The sequence below is a fragment of the Modestobacter sp. SYSU DS0904 genome (assembly GCF_054051115.1).
Genome location: NZ_JBJHAQ010000002.1, coordinates 221,087 through 238,741, shown reverse-complemented (window position 1 = coordinate 238,741; position 17,655 = coordinate 221,087). Strand labels below are relative to the sequence as shown.

At 74.3% G+C, this 17,655-nt stretch carries 15 protein-coding genes; 4 read left to right on the top strand and 11 right to left on the bottom strand.

Translation table 11 applies throughout. The features are described 5' to 3' along the window. Positions 1-17: 17 nt before the first annotated feature. From ACI79U_RS02365 to ACI79U_RS02345, 5 genes are all read right to left on the bottom strand, one after another. Complete coding sequence (locus ACI79U_RS02365; protein ID WP_457071721.1) at positions 18-719, bottom strand: alpha/beta fold hydrolase; 702 nt, start codon at positions 717-719, stop codon at positions 18-20. Beyond that, positions 716-1,432 (bottom strand): 4-carboxy-4-hydroxy-2-oxoadipate aldolase/oxaloacetate decarboxylase, encoded by a 717-nt coding sequence (locus tag ACI79U_RS02360; protein WP_457071719.1) that lies wholly within the window; start codon positions 1,430-1,432, stop codon positions 716-718. The genes ACI79U_RS02365 and ACI79U_RS02360 overlap by 4 nt, the downstream gene beginning before the upstream one ends. A gap of 231 nt (positions 1,433-1,663) precedes the next feature. Next, the gene (locus tag ACI79U_RS02355; RefSeq protein WP_457071717.1) at positions 1,664-2,383 is read right to left on the bottom strand and encodes a response regulator transcription factor; all 720 of its coding nucleotides are present in this window, start codon (positions 2,381-2,383) and stop codon (positions 1,664-1,666) included. After that, on the bottom strand, positions 2,380-3,921 hold the full coding sequence (locus tag ACI79U_RS02350) for a GAF domain-containing protein (RefSeq protein ID WP_457071714.1): 1,542 nt from the start codon (positions 3,919-3,921) through the stop codon (positions 2,380-2,382). The genes ACI79U_RS02355 and ACI79U_RS02350 overlap by 4 nt, the downstream gene beginning before the upstream one ends. A gap of 502 nt (positions 3,922-4,423) precedes the next feature. Then, positions 4,424-5,266 (bottom strand): IclR family transcriptional regulator domain-containing protein, encoded by an 843-nt coding sequence (locus ACI79U_RS02345; protein WP_457071712.1) that lies wholly within the window; start codon positions 5,264-5,266, stop codon positions 4,424-4,426. 351 nt (positions 5,267-5,617) lie between these two features. Between ACI79U_RS02345 and ACI79U_RS02340 the strand changes: the two genes are divergently transcribed. From ACI79U_RS02340 to ACI79U_RS02330, 3 genes are all read left to right on the top strand, one after another. Further along, complete coding sequence (locus ACI79U_RS02340) at positions 5,618-6,736, top strand: NDMA-dependent alcohol dehydrogenase (RefSeq protein WP_457071710.1); 1,119 nt, start codon at positions 5,618-5,620, stop codon at positions 6,734-6,736. An 88-nt stretch (positions 6,737-6,824) separates the two neighbouring features. Next, positions 6,825-8,276, top strand: coding sequence for an aldehyde dehydrogenase (locus ACI79U_RS02335; protein WP_457071708.1), 1,452 nt, complete (start codon positions 6,825-6,827; stop codon positions 8,274-8,276). A 334-nt stretch (positions 8,277-8,610) separates the two neighbouring features. Then, complete coding sequence (locus ACI79U_RS02330; RefSeq protein ID WP_457064696.1) at positions 8,611-10,077, top strand: aldehyde dehydrogenase family protein; 1,467 nt, start codon at positions 8,611-8,613, stop codon at positions 10,075-10,077. A 24-nt stretch (positions 10,078-10,101) separates the two neighbouring features. Here ACI79U_RS02330 and ACI79U_RS02325 read toward each other — a convergent pair whose 3' ends face one another. Continuing rightward, positions 10,102-11,871 carry an FAD-dependent oxidoreductase gene (locus ACI79U_RS02325; RefSeq protein ID WP_457064693.1) on the bottom strand — a complete coding sequence of 590 codons (1,770 nt, stop codon included), beginning with the start codon at positions 11,869-11,871 and terminating at the stop codon, positions 10,102-10,104. A 250-nt stretch (positions 11,872-12,121) separates the two neighbouring features. Here ACI79U_RS02325 and ACI79U_RS02320 point away from each other — a divergent pair, with 250 nt between their 5' ends. Beyond that, a complete protein-coding gene (locus ACI79U_RS02320; protein ID WP_457064691.1) occupies positions 12,122-12,949 on the top strand; it encodes an IclR family transcriptional regulator domain-containing protein in 828 nt (275 codons plus the stop codon). Between the two features lie 181 nt (positions 12,950-13,130). On the opposite strand, the gene ACI79U_RS02315 is transcribed toward ACI79U_RS02320, so the two are convergent. From ACI79U_RS02315 to ACI79U_RS02295, 5 genes are read right to left on the bottom strand one after another with little or no spacing between them, the layout of a single operon-like run. Beyond that, positions 13,131-14,102 carry a quinone oxidoreductase family protein gene (locus ACI79U_RS02315; RefSeq protein ID WP_457064689.1) on the bottom strand — a complete coding sequence of 324 codons (972 nt, stop codon included), beginning with the start codon at positions 14,100-14,102 and terminating at the stop codon, positions 13,131-13,133. Between the two features lie 32 nt (positions 14,103-14,134). After that, positions 14,135-14,494 carry a hypothetical protein gene (locus ACI79U_RS02310; protein WP_457064686.1) on the bottom strand — a complete coding sequence of 120 codons (360 nt, stop codon included), beginning with the start codon at positions 14,492-14,494 and terminating at the stop codon, positions 14,135-14,137. Beyond that, positions 14,491-15,378, bottom strand: coding sequence for a DODA-type extradiol aromatic ring-opening family dioxygenase (locus ACI79U_RS02305; protein ID WP_457064684.1), 888 nt, complete (start codon positions 15,376-15,378; stop codon positions 14,491-14,493). Before ACI79U_RS02305 ends, ACI79U_RS02310 begins: the two co-directional genes overlap by 4 nt. Further along, entirely contained in the window at positions 15,371-16,228 is an 858-nt protein-coding gene (locus tag ACI79U_RS02300; RefSeq protein ID WP_457064682.1) for a citryl-CoA lyase, read from the bottom strand. Before ACI79U_RS02300 ends, ACI79U_RS02305 begins: the two co-directional genes overlap by 8 nt. After that, positions 16,225-17,430 (bottom strand): CaiB/BaiF CoA transferase family protein, encoded by a 1,206-nt coding sequence (locus ACI79U_RS02295; RefSeq protein WP_457064680.1) that lies wholly within the window; start codon positions 17,428-17,430, stop codon positions 16,225-16,227. The genes ACI79U_RS02300 and ACI79U_RS02295 overlap by 4 nt, the downstream gene beginning before the upstream one ends. Between the last annotated feature and the right edge of the window lie 225 nt (positions 17,431-17,655).

Here is a 17,655-nt window from a genome sequence, read left to right as displayed (position 1 = left end):
GCAGGTCTCCTCCCCGCTCAGGCCAGCTCGTGCAGCACGTCGGCCAGCGCCTTCGGCGCGGTGACCATCGCCTCGTGCCCGGTCTCCAGCTCGTGCACCGGCCAGCCGCGCTCGCGCGCCCGGTCGGCCTGGGACTGGAACACCCGCATCCAGCTGACGCACTCGATGAACGCCGCCGGCACCCCGTCGGCGGCACCGGAGAGCCGCAGCGGGTCGGTGTAGGTCTTCCACGGGTGGGCGGTCAGCCGCGGGGTCAGCCAGTCGATGTCGGCCTGCTCGGTCACGCCGAGGACCGACAGCTTGCGCACCGGCACCAGCCAGCCGAAGCCCTGCTCGGCGGCGGACTCCGCCCAGTGGTGGGCCACCGTCTCCGGCTGCAGCGACACGGCGGTCTCACCGTCGTCGCCGACGAAGGCGTCCAGGAAGACCCGCCGGCGGATCCGCTCGGGCACCCGGTCGGCGACCATGCTGATCACGTGCCCGGCGTAGCTGTGGCCGACCAGCACGACGTCGCGCAGGTCGAGCACCTCGATCAGCCGGACGACGTCCTCGGTGTGGGTGTCCAGGCCGACCTGCGGGGACAGCAGGTGCGCCCGCTCGGACAGGCCGGTGAGCGTGGGCGCGTGCACCTCGTGGCCGGCGGCCCGCAGCAGCGGCGCCACCCGGTCCCAGGCCCAACCGCCGTGCCAGGCGCCGTGGACGAGGACGAAGGTGCTCACGACCGGCCCCCCTGCTCGCTCGCGTGCTCGGTGGCCGAGACGTAGGTGACCCCGAGGGCGGCCAGCTTCTCGCGCATGCCGTACACGTCCAGGCCGAGCACGCCGTCCTGGAACTGCTCGCGCTTGGCCTGCTCGTTGGCATCCCGCGCGGTGGCCGCCTCGGCCACCGCGGCCGCGTCGGCGCGGGGGACGACGAGCACGCCGTCGTCGTCGGCGACGATCACGTCACCGGGGTGCACCAGGGCGCCGGCGGCCACGACCGGCACGTTCACCGAGCCGGGGGTGGCCTTGACCGTGCCCTGCGCGGAGACCGCGCGGGACCACACCGGGAAGCCCATCGCGGTCAGGTCGGCGACGTCGCGGACGCCGGCGTCGATCACCAGGCCGAGCACCCCGCGGGTGGCCAGCTGGGTGGCGAACAGCTCGCCGAACATGCCGTCGGTGGACGGCGAGGTGGTGGTCACCACGAGCACGTCACCGGGGCCGCACTGCTCGATGCTGGCGTGGATCATCAGGTTGTCGCCGGGCTGGCTGAGCACCGTGACGGCGCGGCCGGCGATCCGGGCGCCGGGGTAGATCGGGCGCAGCACCGGGTGGGTGAGCCCGCGGCGGCCCATCGCCTCGTGCGCGGTGGCCACCCCGGCCTTGCCGAGCACCGCGACGGCGTCGGCATCGGGGCGCGGGGTGTCGGTGACGATCACGTGCCGGCTCACCACAGCTGGCCACCCACCGTCGGAGAGGTACGGGTCGGCATCGCCGGCACGGACTGGTCGTCGGGCATCGGGTGCGCGTTCTCCTCGGTTCGGGGTGCCGCCGTCGGGAGTGACCGGTGACACCGCCACGCTAGCCCGCGGGACGTCCAGCGGTACCCGTCGGCGGTCAGCTCGTGACCGGGCGGCGGGGCGGGTGCCGGCTACGTCATCCGTCGCAGCCACCCGGCGGGGTCAGCTGGGCGGCGGGATGAGGCCGTCGCGGATGGCCAGCAGCGCGGCCTGGGTGCGGGAGGTCAGCTGGAGCTTGGAGAGCACGTTGCTCACGTGGGTGCGTGCGGTGCGCTCGCTGATCACCAGCCGGTCGGCGATCTCCCGGTTCGAGTGCCCCTGCGCGACGAGCACCAGGATCTCCCGCTCGCGCGCGGTCAGCGCGGCCAGCCCCACCTGCGGCCCGGACATCCGCCGGGTCAGCTGGCGGGCCACCGCTGAGTCCAGGTGCACCTCGCCGGCGGCCGCGGCCCGCACCGCGGCGACCACCTCGGCCGGCTCGGCGTCCTTGAGCACGTACCCGGAGGCGCCGGCGGCGAGGGCCGCGTGCACCCGCTCCACCTCACCGAAGCTGGTCAGCACCACCACCGCCACGCCCGGGTGCACCCGCGCGATCGCCTCGGTGGCCTCGATGCCACCCATCCGCGGCATCTGCAGGTCCATCAGGACGACGTCCGGCAGCGGGTCCCCGGTGGTCTTCCGCTGGGTCAGCTGGGCCAGCGCGTCCTGCCCGTCGCCGGCCTCGGCGATCACCTCCAGGGCGGGGACGGCGTCGACGTAGGCGAGGATGCCGCGGCGGACGACGGCGTGGTCGTCGACGACCATCAGCCGGATCACCCCGGTCTCCTGCGCACCGCCCTCCTGGGCGCCGGCCTCCTGCGCACCCTGCTCCTGCTCGCTCACCGGTCCAGCCCTCCCTGTGTCCGCTCCGGTCGTTGCTCGATCAGCGGCAGCGTCAGCCGCACCTGCCACCCGCCGCCGTCGCGCGGTCCGGCGGTGCACCGCCCACCCCACCGCTCGGCGCGCTCACGCATCGAGACCAGGCCGAGCGTGGGGCCCGCCGGGGCCTCCCCGGCGCCGCACCCGTCGTCCTGCACGGTCACCACCAGGCTGTGCTGCTCCGCGTCGAGGGCGAAGCGGACCTCCACCGTGCGGGCGCGGGCGTGCTTGACCACGTTGTGCAGCGCCTCCTGCACCACCCGGTAGACGTCCTCCTGCACCGTGAGCTCCCAGGCGGGCTCGACGTCGCCCTCGGCCAGCACCTCGACCACCAGGCCGGTGCGCACCTCGACGCTGTCCGCGTGCGCGCGCACCGCCTCGACCAGGCCCCGGTCGGCGAGCTCCAGCGGCCGCAGCTCGAAGACGAGCCCGCGCAGGTCGGCCAGGGCGCTCTGCGCCAGCTCGGCCAGCTCGCCGGCGGCGGCCCGCACCCCGGCCGGGCCGGCATCCCCGGCGTCCAGCTGCGCTCGCAGCGCACCGGCCTGCAGCCGCATGGAGAACAGCTGCTGGACCACCGAGTCGTGCAGGTCGCGGGCCAGCCGACGGCGCTCGTCGGACTCCGCCTCCGACCGGGTGTGGGCCAGCAGCGTGGCGATGTGGATGGCGACCGCGGCCTGGTCCGCCATCGCCTCGAGGAAGGCCAGCGAGCTGGCGCTGGGGTCCTCCCCCGGCTTGTAGTAGGCGTTCATCACCCCGACGGTGCGCCCCCCGACCACCAGCGGCACGGAGGCGAAGCTGTCCCAGTCGGGGGTTGCCATCACCGCGTGCAGCGGCGCCCAGCGGGGGTCGGCCAGGATCGCCGCCTTCCGGTGCCCGACCACCACCGGCCGACCGGTCGCGAAGGCGTCCATGAAGCGGACGTGGGCCCCCAGCCGGCGGACCGCCGACAACCGCTCGGTGAAGTCGGCGGCGTCGCCGAAACCCGCCATGCCCAGCACCCGCACCTCGGCCCGCGGGTCGTCCAGGGCGAAGATCTGCACGGCGCCCAGCTGCGCGGTCCGCACCACCTCCCGGGCCACCGCGTCCAGCGTGGTCCGCAGCGAGCGGACGCCGGCCACCCGGGCGGCGGCGCGGGTGATCGCGGTCAGCCGATCCTGCTGGCGCAGCTCGTCGGTGACGTCGCTGAACCAGACGGCGGCGTGCCCGTCGGGCAGCGTCGCCAGCCGGTACTCCAGGGTGCGTCGGCGGCCGTCCGCGGTGGTGACCGTGAGCAGCGCGCCGCTGCCGTCGGGCACCCCGAGACCGGCCGCCGAGGTGCCGAACGGGACGAAGTCCGGGGGCAGGTCACCCTCGGCCAGCCCCAGGATCGCGCGGCCCGCGCGGTTGACCCGCACCAGCCGGCCGTCCGGGTCCAGCACGCCGAGCCCGTCGGCGGACACCTCGACCAGGGCGACCAGCAGGTCCTGCGCCGTCTGCTCCTGCGCCGCCGTGCGTGCGCCCATCGCCACCCACCCCCAGCTCGGGTCGGGCCGCACCGGTGCGGCCGTACGCCCAGAGCGTCCCAGGTCGACGGTCGCGACAGGACGGGGAGTCACCCCGCCGGGCTTCGCCACCGGCCGGTCAGCCCGTGCCGGGACCGGCGACAGGTGCGCCGGTCGGGGTCGGCGAGGGCAGCGGCCCGGTCCACGCGCCGATGCGGCCCGGCTCCAGGACCTCGGTCGAGGCGGACGGCGTGCGGACGGGTGAGGCCACGGGGACGTGCTCCTCTGGACGCGGGGTGCGGTGGGCGCCGCCACGCCGGCCGGGGTGACCGGCGTCTCGGTCGCTGGCGATGCAACCGTGCGCCCGCCCCGCCGTCCCGGGCCCGGCGGCCCGATCCGGCTACGTCATCCGTCCAGCACCACCCGGCCGGCGCCATGCGGCCAGCACCACCCGGCCGGCGCCACCCGGCCGGCGCCCGGCGACCCACCCGGTCGGGACCGGGCCCGGGCGCCCGGGCGGCGTTCAGCGCGGGATGCGCTGCACTCCGCCGCCCATCCGGGCGAGGTCGCGCTCGATCGCCGCGACCGTCTCCTGCAGGGCCTCCAGCGCGGCCTCCCGCTGCGGGCCGGCACCGAGCCGGTGCGCGTGGCTGGCGATGTTCGCCGAGGCGACGACCGTCCCGTCGGGCCCGTGCACCGGCGCGGCGAGGGAGGTGACGCCCTCCTCGAGCTCCTCCTCCACGAGGGACCAGCCCTGCGCCCGCACCTGCGCGAGCCGCCGGCGCAGTTCACCGGTGTCGCGGACGGTGTGCGCCGTGCGGCGCTCCAGCTGCACCCGCTCGAGGTGGGCGTCGAGCTCGGCGGCGGGGAGCGCGGCCAGCAGCACCCGCCCGTGCGAGCTCAGCCAGGCCGCGCCGCGCATCCCGACGGTGGCGCCGTTGACGAACACCCGTCGGCTGCCGATCCGGGCCACGTAGACCACGTCGTCGCCGTCGAGCACCCCCAGGCTGGTCGACTCGTCGAGCCGCTCGGTGAGCGCCACCAGGTGCGGGGTGGCCACCTGGGGCACGCCCAGCACCGACAGGTAGGTGTAGCCCAGCTCGAGCACGGTGGGCCGCAGGTGGAACCGGCGATCGACCACCCCGACGTAGTCCAGGTCGACGAGGGTGAGCAGGAAGCGGCGCGCCGCCGCCCGGCTCAGCCCGGTGGTCCGGGCGATCTCACTGAGCGTGGGCTGGGGCTGGTCGGCGGAGAACGCCCTGATGACCTCGAGGCCGCGGGCGAGGGTCTTGGCGAAGTGGTCACCGCGCTCGGGCGGGCCGCCGGTCACGCCACCCGGCGGGGCGTCGTCCTCAGCGTCGGTCACAGTCAGCCCGATGGTCGGCGGTCAGGTCGCCGGAGTGTAGCCACCGGCGGACCTGCCGCAACCGGTCGTGCGGGCCGGTTCCGGGGGCACACCCGGGGGCCGCCAGGCACGGTCCGGCGACCCGATGTGTGCGGCATGCGAACCGTCGAAAAATATTCGCACACCGATCTGCCCCGCCACCCACCGGCCGCGCCCGACGAACGCGCAGGTCAGACTGGCCAGCCCGGGCGACGCGTCCAGCGCGCCAGCGGTCCACACCGTCATTTGTCGCGTGGACGGCGCCCCCGCCCGTCCCTAGCGTCCGCCGCGTGACCACACGATGACGTGGGTCACACCGACCTGGAGGTGCGCATGAGGACACGGGCCGCGGTGATCCGGGAGGCCGGGAAGCCCTGGGAGGTCACCACGCTGGAACTGGACGAACCCGGTCCGGGTGAGGTGCGGATCAAGTTCGCCTACTCCGGCATGTGCCACTCCGACGAGCACCTGCGCAGCGGCGACAGCGTCGGCCGGCTCCCGATGGTGGGCGGGCACGAGGGCGCCGGCGTGGTGGAGGCCATCGGCGAGGGCGTCACCCGCGTCGTCCCCGGCGACCACGTCGTCTGCTCGTTCATCCCGGCCTGCGGCACCTGCCGGTACTGCTCGACCGGCCGGCAGAACCTGTGCGACCAGGGCGCGCAGATGGCCACCGGCATGCTCGCCGACGGCACGTTCCGTTTCCACGACGACGACGGCACGGACCTCGGCGGCTTCTGCATGCTGGGCACGTTCGCCGAGCGGGCGGTGGTCTCCCAGGCGTCCTGCGTGAAGATCCTCGACGACATCCCGCTCGACGTGGCGGCGCTCGTCGGCTGCGGCGTCCCCACCGGCTGGGGCACCTCGGTGTACGCGGCGAAGGTCGCCCCCGGAGACACGGTGGTGATCTTCGGCGCGGGAGGTGTCGGCTCGAACGCCGTGCAGGGCGCGGCCTACGCCGGCGCCAAGAACGTGGTGGTGGTCGACCCGGCGCCGTTCAAGCGCGAGATGGCGATGCAGTTCGGTGCCACCCACGTGTTCCCGACGGCCGAGGCCGCCCAGCAGGCCGTCGACGACATGACCTGGGGGCAGCTCGCCGACCACGCGATCTGCACCGTCGGCGTCCTCACGCCCGAGGTCGTGTCCCAGGCCACCGCCATCGTCGGCAAGGGCGGCCAGGTGACCGTCACCTCGGTCGGCCGGAGCACCGACACCCACATCCAGCTGACCGCCAACGGCGCCGTCGTCGGCTACCAGCGCCGGATCCAGGGGCACGTCTTCGGGATGTGCAACCCCCTCTACGACATCCCCCGGCTGCTCCGGCTCTACCGCGACGGGCAGCTCAAGCTCGACGAGCTGATCACCCGCCGCTACACCCTCGACGAGGTCAACCAGGGCTACCAGGACCTGGAGGACGGCAAGATCATCCGCGGCGTCATCGTCCACGACACCTGATCACCGGCAGCGCCCACCGGGTGCAGGAGCACCTGCACCCGGTCCGGCCGGTGTCCCGGTCGGCCAACCCCCCTCGCAGGAGCCAACCGTGCACATCTCCCACTTCGTCGACGGCGCCGCGGTCGACTCCGCGGACGGACGCACCTTCGAGTGCGTCTCCCCCATCGACAACACGGTGATCGCCTCCGTCGCGCTCGGCGGCGCAGCGGAGGTCGACCGTGCGGTGGCCGCCGCGCGCGCCGCGCTCCCCGGCTGGTCCGGGACGCCGGTGGCGCAGCGTGCGGCGGTGCTGGCGCGGGTGGCCGACCTCATCGACGCCCACCGGGACGAGCTGGCGGAGTGGGAGACGCGGGACATGGGGGCGCCGGTGTCCGACACCCGCGCCGTCGACGTCCCCCGGTCGGCCCAGGTGTTCCGCTTCTTCGCCGACTGGGCGGTCCGCGGCGGCACCGAGTCCTACACCGACCCGGCGGCCGGCACGCTGACCTACGTCCTCCGCGAACCGCTGGGGGTGATCGCCGCGATCGCCCCCTGGAACATCCCGCTGCTCACCATGGTGTGGAAGATCGCCCCGGCCCTGGCCTTCGGCAACACCGTCGTGGCCAAGCCGGCCGAGCAGAGCCCGATCACCGCGGACCTGCTCGCCGGGCTGTGCCGGGAGGCCGGGCTCCCCGACGGCGTGCTGAACGTCGTGCACGGCTTCGGCCCGGACTCCGCGGGCGAGGCGCTGACCCGGCACCCGGACGTCGACGGGATCGCCTTCACCGGTGCGTCGGCCACCGGGCGGACGCTCATGCGCGACGGCAGCGCCGGCCTCAAGCGGCTGTCCCTGGAGCTCGGCGGCAAGTCCGCGACGATCATCGCCGCCGACGCCGACCTCGACGTCGCCGTCCCCACTGCAGTCCGGGGGATCGTGGGCAACGCCGGCCAGCTCTGCGTCGCGGGCTCCCGGGCCCTCGTGCACCGCAGCGTGTACGACGAGTTCCTGTCCCGGGTGCTCGACGAGCTGGCGGCGTGGGTCCCCGGTGACCCGCTCGACCCGGCCACCCGGCTGGGCCCGCTGGTGAGCGCCGAGCACCGGGAGCGGGTGCTCGGGTACGTCGACCTGGCCCGCCAGGAGGGCGCCAAGGTCCTCACCGGCGGCGGACCGCCGGACGACCCTGCGCTGGCCCGCGGCAACTACGTGCTCCCGACCGTGCTGGTCGACGTCGACAACACGATGCGGTGCGTCCGGGAGGAGATCTTCGGCCCGGTCCTCGCGGTGCTGCCCTTCGACACCATCGACGAGGCGATCGAGATCGCCAATGACAGCCCCTACGGGCTGGCCGGGTCGGTCTGGACCACCAGCCTGGAGACCGCGCAGACCGTCGCGCGCCGGGTCCGCACCGGCACCATGTGGGTCAACTGCTTCGGCGTCCGCGACCTCCGGGCGCCGTTCGGCGGGTTCAAGGACTCCGGCATCGGCCGCGAGGGCGGCGACCACTCGCTGGAGTTCTACACCGAGCAGAAGGCGGTGGTGATCAAGACCAGCCCGGCGTGACCGCGGCGGGGGGGGGGGGGGGGGGGGGGGGGGGGGGGGGGGGGGGGGGGGGGGGGGGGGGGGGGGGGGGGGGGGGGGGGGGGGGGGGGGGGGGGCGGGGGGGCGGGCGCCCCGGCCCCGGGGCCCCCCGGCACCCGGTCCGGGCGGCACCTTGCCGATCACCGGCCGATCACCGGGCACGGACATCCGACGTAGCCGGACCGACCGCTGCGTGCCGAGTTGCGGACAACTGTCCGATCCGGCTTCCGTCCGGACAGAAGCCTGCCTACGGTGGAGGTGATCCACCCCGGGCCGCAGTTCCGGCCCAGGTCACCGACGACCCCCGGGAGCCTCCGTGCCGTCCCTCTCAGACCTGCCCGAGATCACGACCGACCTCTTCATCAACGGAGAGGTGCACACCACCGACGACTCACTCCAGGTCATCGACCCCGCCGACGGCGTCTCCGTCGTCGGCTACGCCGCTGCCGCCACCGCCAAGCAGGCCGAGCAGGCCGTCGCCGCCGCGCACCGCGCGTTCCCGGCCTGGGCCGCCCGCACCCCGGCCGAGCGTGCCGAGCTGATCACCGCCGCCCTGGCCCCGCTCGAGGCCGACCGGCCGGCGACGGCGGAGGTGCTCACCCGGGAGAACGGCAAGATCCGGATGGAGTCCTTCATCGACTCCATCGTGTTCGCCCACCGCTTCGGGCTGGCCACCGCGCTGGTCGACGAGGTCGACCGGGTCGTCGAGCTGCCCGCGCCGCCGACCGACCTGCGCATCTCGTACCTGCCGCTGGGCGTCGTGACGATCATCGTGCCGTTCAACTGGCCGCTGGCGATCCTCGCCGCCTCGCTCCCCCAGGCGCTGCTGGCCGGCAACACCGTGGTGGTCAAGCCGCCGCCGTCTGCCCCGCTGGCCACCACGCGCACCGTGCAGCAGGTCGCCGCGCTGCTGCCCCCGGGCGTGCTCAACGTGGTCACCGGTGCCGACGCCGAGATCGGTGGGGCGCTGATCCAGGACGACCGGGTGAAGAAGGTCTGCTTCACCGGCAGCCCCGGTGGCGGCAAGCGGATCATGGCGATGGCCAGCGAGTCGCTGACCCGCGTGGCGCTCGAGCTGGGCGGCAACGACCCGGCGCTGATCCTGGCCGACGCCGTGCTGGACGACGACGCGTTCCAGAAGCTCTACAGCGGCACGTTCGACTCCACCGGCCAGATCTGCATGGCCGCCAAGCGGATCTACGTGCACCGCTCCCGCTACGACGAGGTCGTGGAGGGCCTGTCGACGGCGCTGTCCGGCGTGCGCCTCGGCCACGGGCTGGACGAGGGCGTGAACATGGGCCCGCTGCACAGCCCGAAGCAGAAGGAGTACGTGCAGGAGCTGGTCGACTCCGCCCGCGCCGCGGGCCACGAGGTGCGCGAGTTCGGCGAGGCGGCCCCGGGTGCGGACACCTCCCGCGGCAACTTCCTGCGGCCCTCGCTGGTGCTCGACCCGAGCGACGACGCCCGCGTGGTCGTCGAGGAGCAGTTCGGGCCGACCATCCCGATCCTGCCCTTCGACGACGAGGAGGACGCGATCGCCCGGGCCAACGACACCTGGTCGGGCCTGTGCTCCTCGGTGTGGACCGGCGACCGGGACCGGGCCGCGGCCGTCGGCGCCCGGCTGCGCACCGGCTACACGTTCGTGAACTCCCACGGCGCCGCCGTGCTCGACGAGCGCGCCCCCTTCGGTGGCTTCAACGCCAGCGGGATGGGCCGCGAGCTGGGCATCGAGGGCATCCGCGAGTTCATGGACACCTCGTCGGTCGGCCTGCCGCCCCGCTGAGCCCCGCCGCCGTGCTCGGGATGGTCAGCCCCTCCCGAGCACGGCGGTCAGCGCCGTCCGCAGCCAGCCCGCGGCCTGCTCGGCCGACTCCGGCGCGTCCAGGTGGCGGGCGGCGACGTAGCAGTCCGGCCGCACCAGCAGCACCCCCGCGTCGCCGGTCTCCCGCAGCTCCGCCCAGGTGCCGTAGGGGTCCTCGAACGGCTCCCCCGGCCCGATCGACACCGGGGTGATCGACACCCCCAGCTCCTCGCCCAGCGCGGCCGCCGCGTCCAGCCACGGCTGCCCGCCGATGCCGGTGACCACGCTGAACCGGCCGGAGCCGACCAGGTCCAGGGTGGAGACCCGGTGGCCGGCCCGGGTGACCCAGGTGTGCGGCAGCTTCGCGCCGGGCCAGGTGGTGGCCTGGGCGTAGAGCACAGGGTCGCGCCGGTACTCCGGCATCGGCGTCCCGTCGGGCACGACCGCGCCCGAGGCGTAGCGCTGGTTGTGCTCGACCCCGTGCGCGTCGAACTCGTGCGCCTTGTAGGCGATCGCCTCCCGCAGCGCCGCCCGCACCTTCTCCCCCGCCGGCCCCGGCGCCTTGCGCAGCGCGAGCTGCTGCGCCAGCCGGTCGACGTCGGTGGTGTCGGTCAGATCGAGTGCCTCGAGGATCCGGCCGGTGTCGGCGATGCTCTGGTTGGCCCGCTCGACGATCTGCCGGGCGATCGGCGCCCGCTCGGCGTCGTAGCTGTCCAGCAGCCGCGGCGACGCCGTGCCGGCGACCACGTGCGCCAGCTTCCAGGCCAGGTTGTAGGAGTCCTGGATCGAGGTGTTGGAGCCCAGTCCGTTCGTCGGCGGGTGCCGGTGCACGGCGTCGCCGGCGCAGAACACCCGGCCGCGGGACAGCGTGGTGGCGAAGTGGTGGTTCACCGTCCACGGGGACCGGGAGGTCACCTCCATCTGGAAGTCGTCGGTGCCCACCAGGGCCACGGCGAGCTCCCGGACGACGTCGTCGGTGAGCGTGGGCGGGCCGGCGGCGACCTCGTAGCCCCACATCAGCATCCACTCGGTCCACGGCTTGATCATCCGGAGGACGCCGAGCCCGACCCCCTCCTTCTCCGCGCCGGGCTGCACCATCCAGTAGAGGACCGAGGGCCGGTGGGCGACGAGGTGGGTCAGGTCGGCGGTGAAGACGATGCTCAGCGCACCGGCCACCGCCCCGGGGCCCTCGAAGGGCAGGTCGAGGTCGGCGGCGACGGCGCTGCGGGCACCGTCGGCGCCGATCAGGTACCGGGAGCGGATCGTGTGCTCGGCGCCGGTGAGCCGGTCGCGCACCGTCGTCGTCACGCCGTCGTCGTCCTGCACGTGGCCGAGGTACTCGGTGTCGAACCGCAGCCGGGCCCCGCGCTCCTGGGCGGCCTTGGCCAGCACCGGCTCGGTGATGGTCTGCGGCGCGTCGAGCATGGTGCAGGGGCTGGCCAGCTCGTAGTCGGCGTGCCGCACGGTGTCGGTGCCCCAGGACGGGATCCGGCCCAGCTCCTCACCGGCCAGGCTGGTGCAGAAGGTGGTGTTGCCCATCTGGTCCCACGGGGTGGCCAGCGCCAGCAGCGTCTCCTCGACGCCCATGTCGCGCAGCGCCTCCATCGTGCGCTGGTTGGTGATGTGCGCGCGGGGCGTGTCCGACAGCCGGCTGTACTTGGTGACCAGCACGGTGCGGGTGCCGTAGCTGGCCAGGAACAGCGCGGCCGATGCCCCCGCCGGTCCCGAACCGACCACCAGGACGTCGGTCTCGACGTCGGCTCCGCCAGCGCTCATCTGCATCTCCCGGTGCTCGAGGGTGGCGCGTACGGCGGTCCGCGATACGGCCGCCCAAGAGGTACCGAGCCCGGCCTGGTGTGTCAAGGGTCACACGGTGCACCGCCGAACCGCACGGACGGCTCGTTGGTTGAGCGGACAACTGTCCGCATTCCGCGCCCGCGGGGGTGACCGGATGGGCCGCGGGGGGCGACGGACCGCCCGGCCCGTGCCATCCTGAGCGCGGCCGGACGACGGAAGGGGGCCACCGATGGCAGGACGCGGCAACGGACCCGACTTCGTGGAGGCCCTCGCGCGAGGGCTGGACGTGCTGGCGTGCTTCGGCGCCGACCGGCCGACCATGACGCTGAGCGAGGTGGCCACCGCCGCCGGGCTGGCCCGGCCCACCGCGCGGCGGCTGCTGCTCACCCTCGAGGAGCTCGGCTTCGTCCGCACCGCCGGGAACGGCTTCGCGCTGACCCCCAAGGTGCTCACCCTCGGCATGGCCTACGTCGGCGCGCTGGGCCTGTGGGACATCGCCCGGCCGCACCTGGAGACGCTGGTCGCGCAGACCGGCGAGTCCTCCTCGATGGCCCAGCTCGACGGCTCGGACATCGTCTACGTGGCCCGGGTCGCCGTGCCGAAGCTGATCGCACTGCGGGTGGAGATCGGCACTCGCTTCCCCGCGGCGCAGACCTCGCAGGGGAAGGTGCTGCTGGCCGGCCTCTCCCCCACCGAGCTGGCCGCCGTGCTGGCCCAGCCCAGCCGGTCCGGGCTGCCGCCCTACATCGGCTCCTCGCCCGATCAGCTGCGCGACGAGCTCACCGAGGTGCGGGCGCGCGGCTGGGCACTGGCCGACGAGGAGCTGGCGCCCGGGGTCCGGTCGGTCGCCGTCCCCGTGCGCGACGGGTCGGGCGCCGTCCGGGCCGCGATGAACGTGACCGTGCACGCCGCGGAGACCAGCACCGAGCGGCTGCTCGGCGAGCACCTGCCCCGGTTGCTGCGCACCGCCGGCGACGTCAGCGCCGAGTGGGCGCTGTGGCAGTCGCGCCCGCACGTGACGGTGCCCCGCGCCACCGAGGCCCGCGGCACCGCCTGAGCCAGCCCCGGGGAACCGCGCCGAAGTGGCCACTTCGGCGAAAGGGTTGCGCACGGCGAGAGCGCCGAAGTGTCCACTTGGGCGAAAGGGTCGCGCACGGCGAGAGCGCCGAAGTGGCCACTTGGGCGAAAGGGTTGCGCACGGCGAGAGCGCCGAAGTGGCCACTTGGGTGCGGGGGGGCTCAGCCGGGGACGAGCACCGAGCGGCGTCCGCCACCGGCGGCGGAGGCCGCCCAGGCCTCGGCCGCGCGGTCCAGCGGCAGCACCTCGTGCTCGACGCCGAGCGCGCCGGCCGCCGCGTGCCCGAGCACCGCGGTCAGCGCCCCGGCCCGCTGCGCGCCGGTGAGCGCGTTGTTGGTGTAGCCCAGCACGTCGGCCGAGCGGCTGCGCAGCGCCGCGGAGGAGAACTCGGCGACGTCGCAGCCCGAGCCGCCCAGGTTCACCAGCCGCCCGCCGGGCGCGAGCACCCGGCTGGCCGCGGTGGCCGCCTCGCCGAACACCGGGTCGACGACGACGTCGACCGCTCCCCCGCACGCGGCACCGAGCCGTTCGGCGAGCTCGGCGACGTCACCGCCGGTGCGCACCACCTCGTCGGCGCCGGCGCGGGCGGCCCGCTCGGCGGCGGAGTCGGAGCGGCAGAGCCCCACGACCCGGCGCGCTCCCAGCACCCGGGCGGCACCGACGGCGACCTGGCCGACCGCTCCGCCGGCGCCGAGCACCAGCACGGTCTCCCCCGGCTGGAGCCGGCCACGCCAGGTCAGCGACATCCACGCGGCGACGGCGGAGAGCCCGAGGGCGGCCACCGCCGGGTCGGCAACGCCGTCGGGCAGCGGCACCACGTCGTCGTCCGGGACGGCGCAGCGCTCGGCGAGGCTGCCGTCCCCGGGCGCCATGCCCGCGGTGGTGGCGAACCAGACCCGGGTGCCCACCGCCAGGGTGCCCGACTGCTCGACCACGCCGACGCCCTGCACCCCGGGGACGTACGGCGTCGCCGGCCGGCCGAAGTAGGAGGTGCCCGAGGCGCACAGCAGATCCAGCGGGACCACCGGGGCCGCGGTCACCCGCACCGTCGTCCGGCCCGGGCCGGCCAGCGGGTCGGGGTACTCCCCCACCACCGGCGGCCGGCCCGGCTCCCGCACCAGCACCGCGCGCACGTCAGGTCGCCCGCACGTCAGGTCGCCGCACGTCAGGTCGCAATGTCCGGGTAGGGCATGGAGATGTGCTCCATCGCCTTGCCGTAGGCCTTCTGGTACTCCAGCGGCCCGTGGTCGCGCTCGAACATGGCGATGAACAGGGTCAGCGTGAGGAACGGGTGCGCACCCAGCTGGAACAGCGCGACGTGGTCGTGCTCGCGCAGCGCCCGCCGCTCCTCCTCGTCGAAGGCCAGCCAGGTGGTGCGCTCGTCGGCGATGCAGTTGAGCAGCTTGTTCGCCATCTCCGCCTCCCACCACTCCACGGTGCCGGCGGGGTCGTCGCGGTAGCGCTCGACGAGCTCGGGGTCGCGGTCGACGGTGTAGAGGAACTTGTCGATCAGGTACTTGCTCATGCCGACGCCCCCGTCCCGACCTGAGCCGGCAGGCCGTTCGGATACCAGGTGAAGTACGCCTCCATGGTGTGGAACAGGTCCAGGGTGTCGACGTGGTCGGCCTTCTGGCCCTCGCCGGCGACGCCCATCATCAGCATGAAGTCCATGAACCCGTGGGTGGCGTTGCCCGGGTGGTGCAGCGACTCCAGCGAGACCTCGGCGAGGCAGCCCTCGATGTCGCCGCTGGCGATCCACTCGACGGCCTTGCGGTCGAACTCCGGGTCGGGGCCGTGCTCGCCGAACTGGCGCGGCCCACCCAGCTCCAGGGACAGGTGACCGGTGCCGATGACCGCGACGCGCTTGTCGCTGTCCCAGGACTCCACCATCTCCCGGATCGCCCGGCCCAGCTGGACGAAGCGCTTGGGCTGCGGCAGCGGCGGGGCGAAGATGTTGGTGTAGATCGGCACGATCGGCAGGTCGGCCTGCGGCCGCAGCGTGATGATCGGGCAGGTGATGCTGTGGTCGATCCGCAGCTCGTTGCTGAACGCCAGGTCGAAGTCGCGGTCCAGGCCGTCGCGCAGGATGTGCGCGGCCAGGTCCTCCTCGCCCCGCAGCGTCATCCGCGGCAGGCCGAACTCGCGCTCCTCGTTGTAGAAGTTTGCGTCGAAGAACGGCGCCTTGCCGACGAGGAACTGGGGCATGTTGTCCAGCCACAGCTGGTGGAAGTGGTCGCTGCCGACCATCACCAGCACGTCGGGCTCGGCCCGGGTGAGCGTCTCCCGGAACGTCTCGATCTTGGCCACCCACTCGTCGGCGAACGGCGGGCGGTCCGCGCCGGTCGACGTGCTGGCCCGGTAGTAGAACGGGTGGTGCGTGGACGCGATGACCGCGGCCAGTTCAGCCATGACGACCTCCGTGGGTCTCACTCGGCGTGGGCGCGCCCGGCAGGGGGTCCGGGACGTAGGGGTCGGGGTCGACCGAGCGGTTGTTCAGGTCGACGGAGAGGAAGACGTCGTTGGCCACCGGGTGCCGCAGCTCCTCGGCGAGCTGGCCGATGAGCCCGGCGGTGCGGGCCAGCAGGGCGAAGCCGCGCAGCAGCTCCAGCGGCAGGCCGAGGTCGGCCAGCGCGGCGCCGCAGACGCCGGCGCCGTTGAGCGGCAGCGTCCGGCCGAGCACCTGGGGGTGCACCCGGCCGATGGCGGCGAACAGCGACAGGTGGGGGCCGTAGAGCCCCTCCTCCGCGGCGATCTCGAACAGCCGGGGGGTGCGCGGGTCGCCCTGCTTGTGCACGTGGTGGCCCAGCCCCGGCACGAACCGCCGGGCGGCGCGCTGCGCGGTGACGGTCTCCAGGGCCAGGGCGTCCCAGCCGTCGTCGTCGGTGGGCAGCTCGCCGTCCACGCCGGTGAGCACGTCGTGCAGGAAGCGGCCGCAGTCCTCGGTGACGCCGAGGAAGCGCGAGCCACCACCGAGCAGGCCGGCGGCGAGCGCGCCCTGCACCGAGTCGGGCGCGGACAGCCAGGTGAGCCGGGTGACGATCGCCGTCGGGGTGAACCCGTGATCGGCGAGGGCGGCCAGCACCGACTCGAACACCCGGGTCTCCCCCGGCGTGGGCCGCCGCTGGGTGGCCAGCCAGAACGCCAGCTCGCCGAAGCCGACCGAGCCCATCACGTCGCGGGCCAGGTCGGTGCCGAGCAGGGTGATCGACTCCAGGCTCGAGGCCCCCAGCGCGGTCGGGTACTCCGGCCGGTCGCTCATCGGGCCTCCTCCTCGGGCTCGCTCAGCCAGCGCCGCAGCTCCGCGCCGTGCTCGTCGAGCCCGGGCGGGGGCAGCCGGTAGTCGGCCGGGGTCTCGGAGAAGGTGATCGGGTTGCGCACCGAGGGGACCCCCGAGCCGCCGTCCCCGACGGTGACGACGGGGTCCAGCCCGATCCGCTCGGCGAACGCGACTCCCTGGTCCACGGTGTTGATGGGACCACACGGCACGCCCGCGGCGATGATGTCGGCGAACCACTCGTCCTTGGTGCGGGTGCGCAGCCGCTCGACCAGCAGCGGGCGCAGCTCGTCCCGGTTGGCGGTGCGGTCCTCGTTGCGGCTGAACCGCGGGTCGTCGGCGAGCTCGGGCACCCCGAGCACCTCGACCAGCTTGCGGAACTGCCCGTTGTTGCCGGCGGTGATGATCAGGTCGCCGTCGGAGCAGGGCAGCGGCTCGTAGGGGAACAGGCTCGGGTGGCTGTTGCCCATCCGGAACGGCACCACCTCGCCGGCCACCACCGCGCTGGCGTGGTTGACCAGCCCGGACAGCGCCGAGGACAGCAGGTTCACCTCGACGTGCTGGCCCCGGCCGGTCTCGTGCCGGGCGTTGAGCGCGGAGAGGACGCCGATGGTGGCGTGCAGCCCGGCCATCACGTCGAACACCGAGATGCCGGCCCGGTAGGGGTCGCCGTCCGGGTCGCCGGTGAGGCTCATCAGGCCGGAGATCGCCTGCACGATGAGGTCGTAGCCGGGCAGCTCGGCGCCACCGGGCTGGCTGCCGAAGCCGGTGATCGACGCGTAGATGATCGCCGGGTTGGTCGCGCTGACGGTCGCGTAGTCCAGGCCGAACCGGCCCAGGCCACCGGACTTGAAGTTCTCCACGAGGACGTCGGCGCGCCGGGCCAGCTCGCGCGCCACGGCGACGTCGTCGGGGTCCTTGAGGTCCAGCGCGATCGACCGCTTGTTGCGGTTGACGCCCAGGTAGTAGGTGGAGACACCGTCGCGGACCGGCGGCTGCCAGGTGCGGGTGTCGTCGCCGTTGGGGCCCTCGACCTTGACCACCTCCGCACCCAGGTCGGCCAGCAGCATGGTCGAGTAGGGGCCGGCCAGGATCCGGGAGAAGTCGGCGACCAGCAGGCCGCTGAGCGGGCCCTGCTGCGGGGTGGGGCGGGGGGCTGCGCCGGGCGATCCGGGGTGCTCGGGCATCGGGACAGGCACTCCTCGACGGTGAGGGCCGCCATGCGGACGGCCGTCCGGCGGACGTCCGGAGTCTTGGACGGCGCCACCCCCGGTGTCAACCCCAGCGACAGACCCTCACCGTGCACGCGCGAGGCGGACACTCTCCCCTTGACATGTGGCGGGGGCCACGAACAAGGTGGGCACCACCGTGGTGACCGTTCAGCGGACGCCCGTCCGTAAGCCTGGATCCCC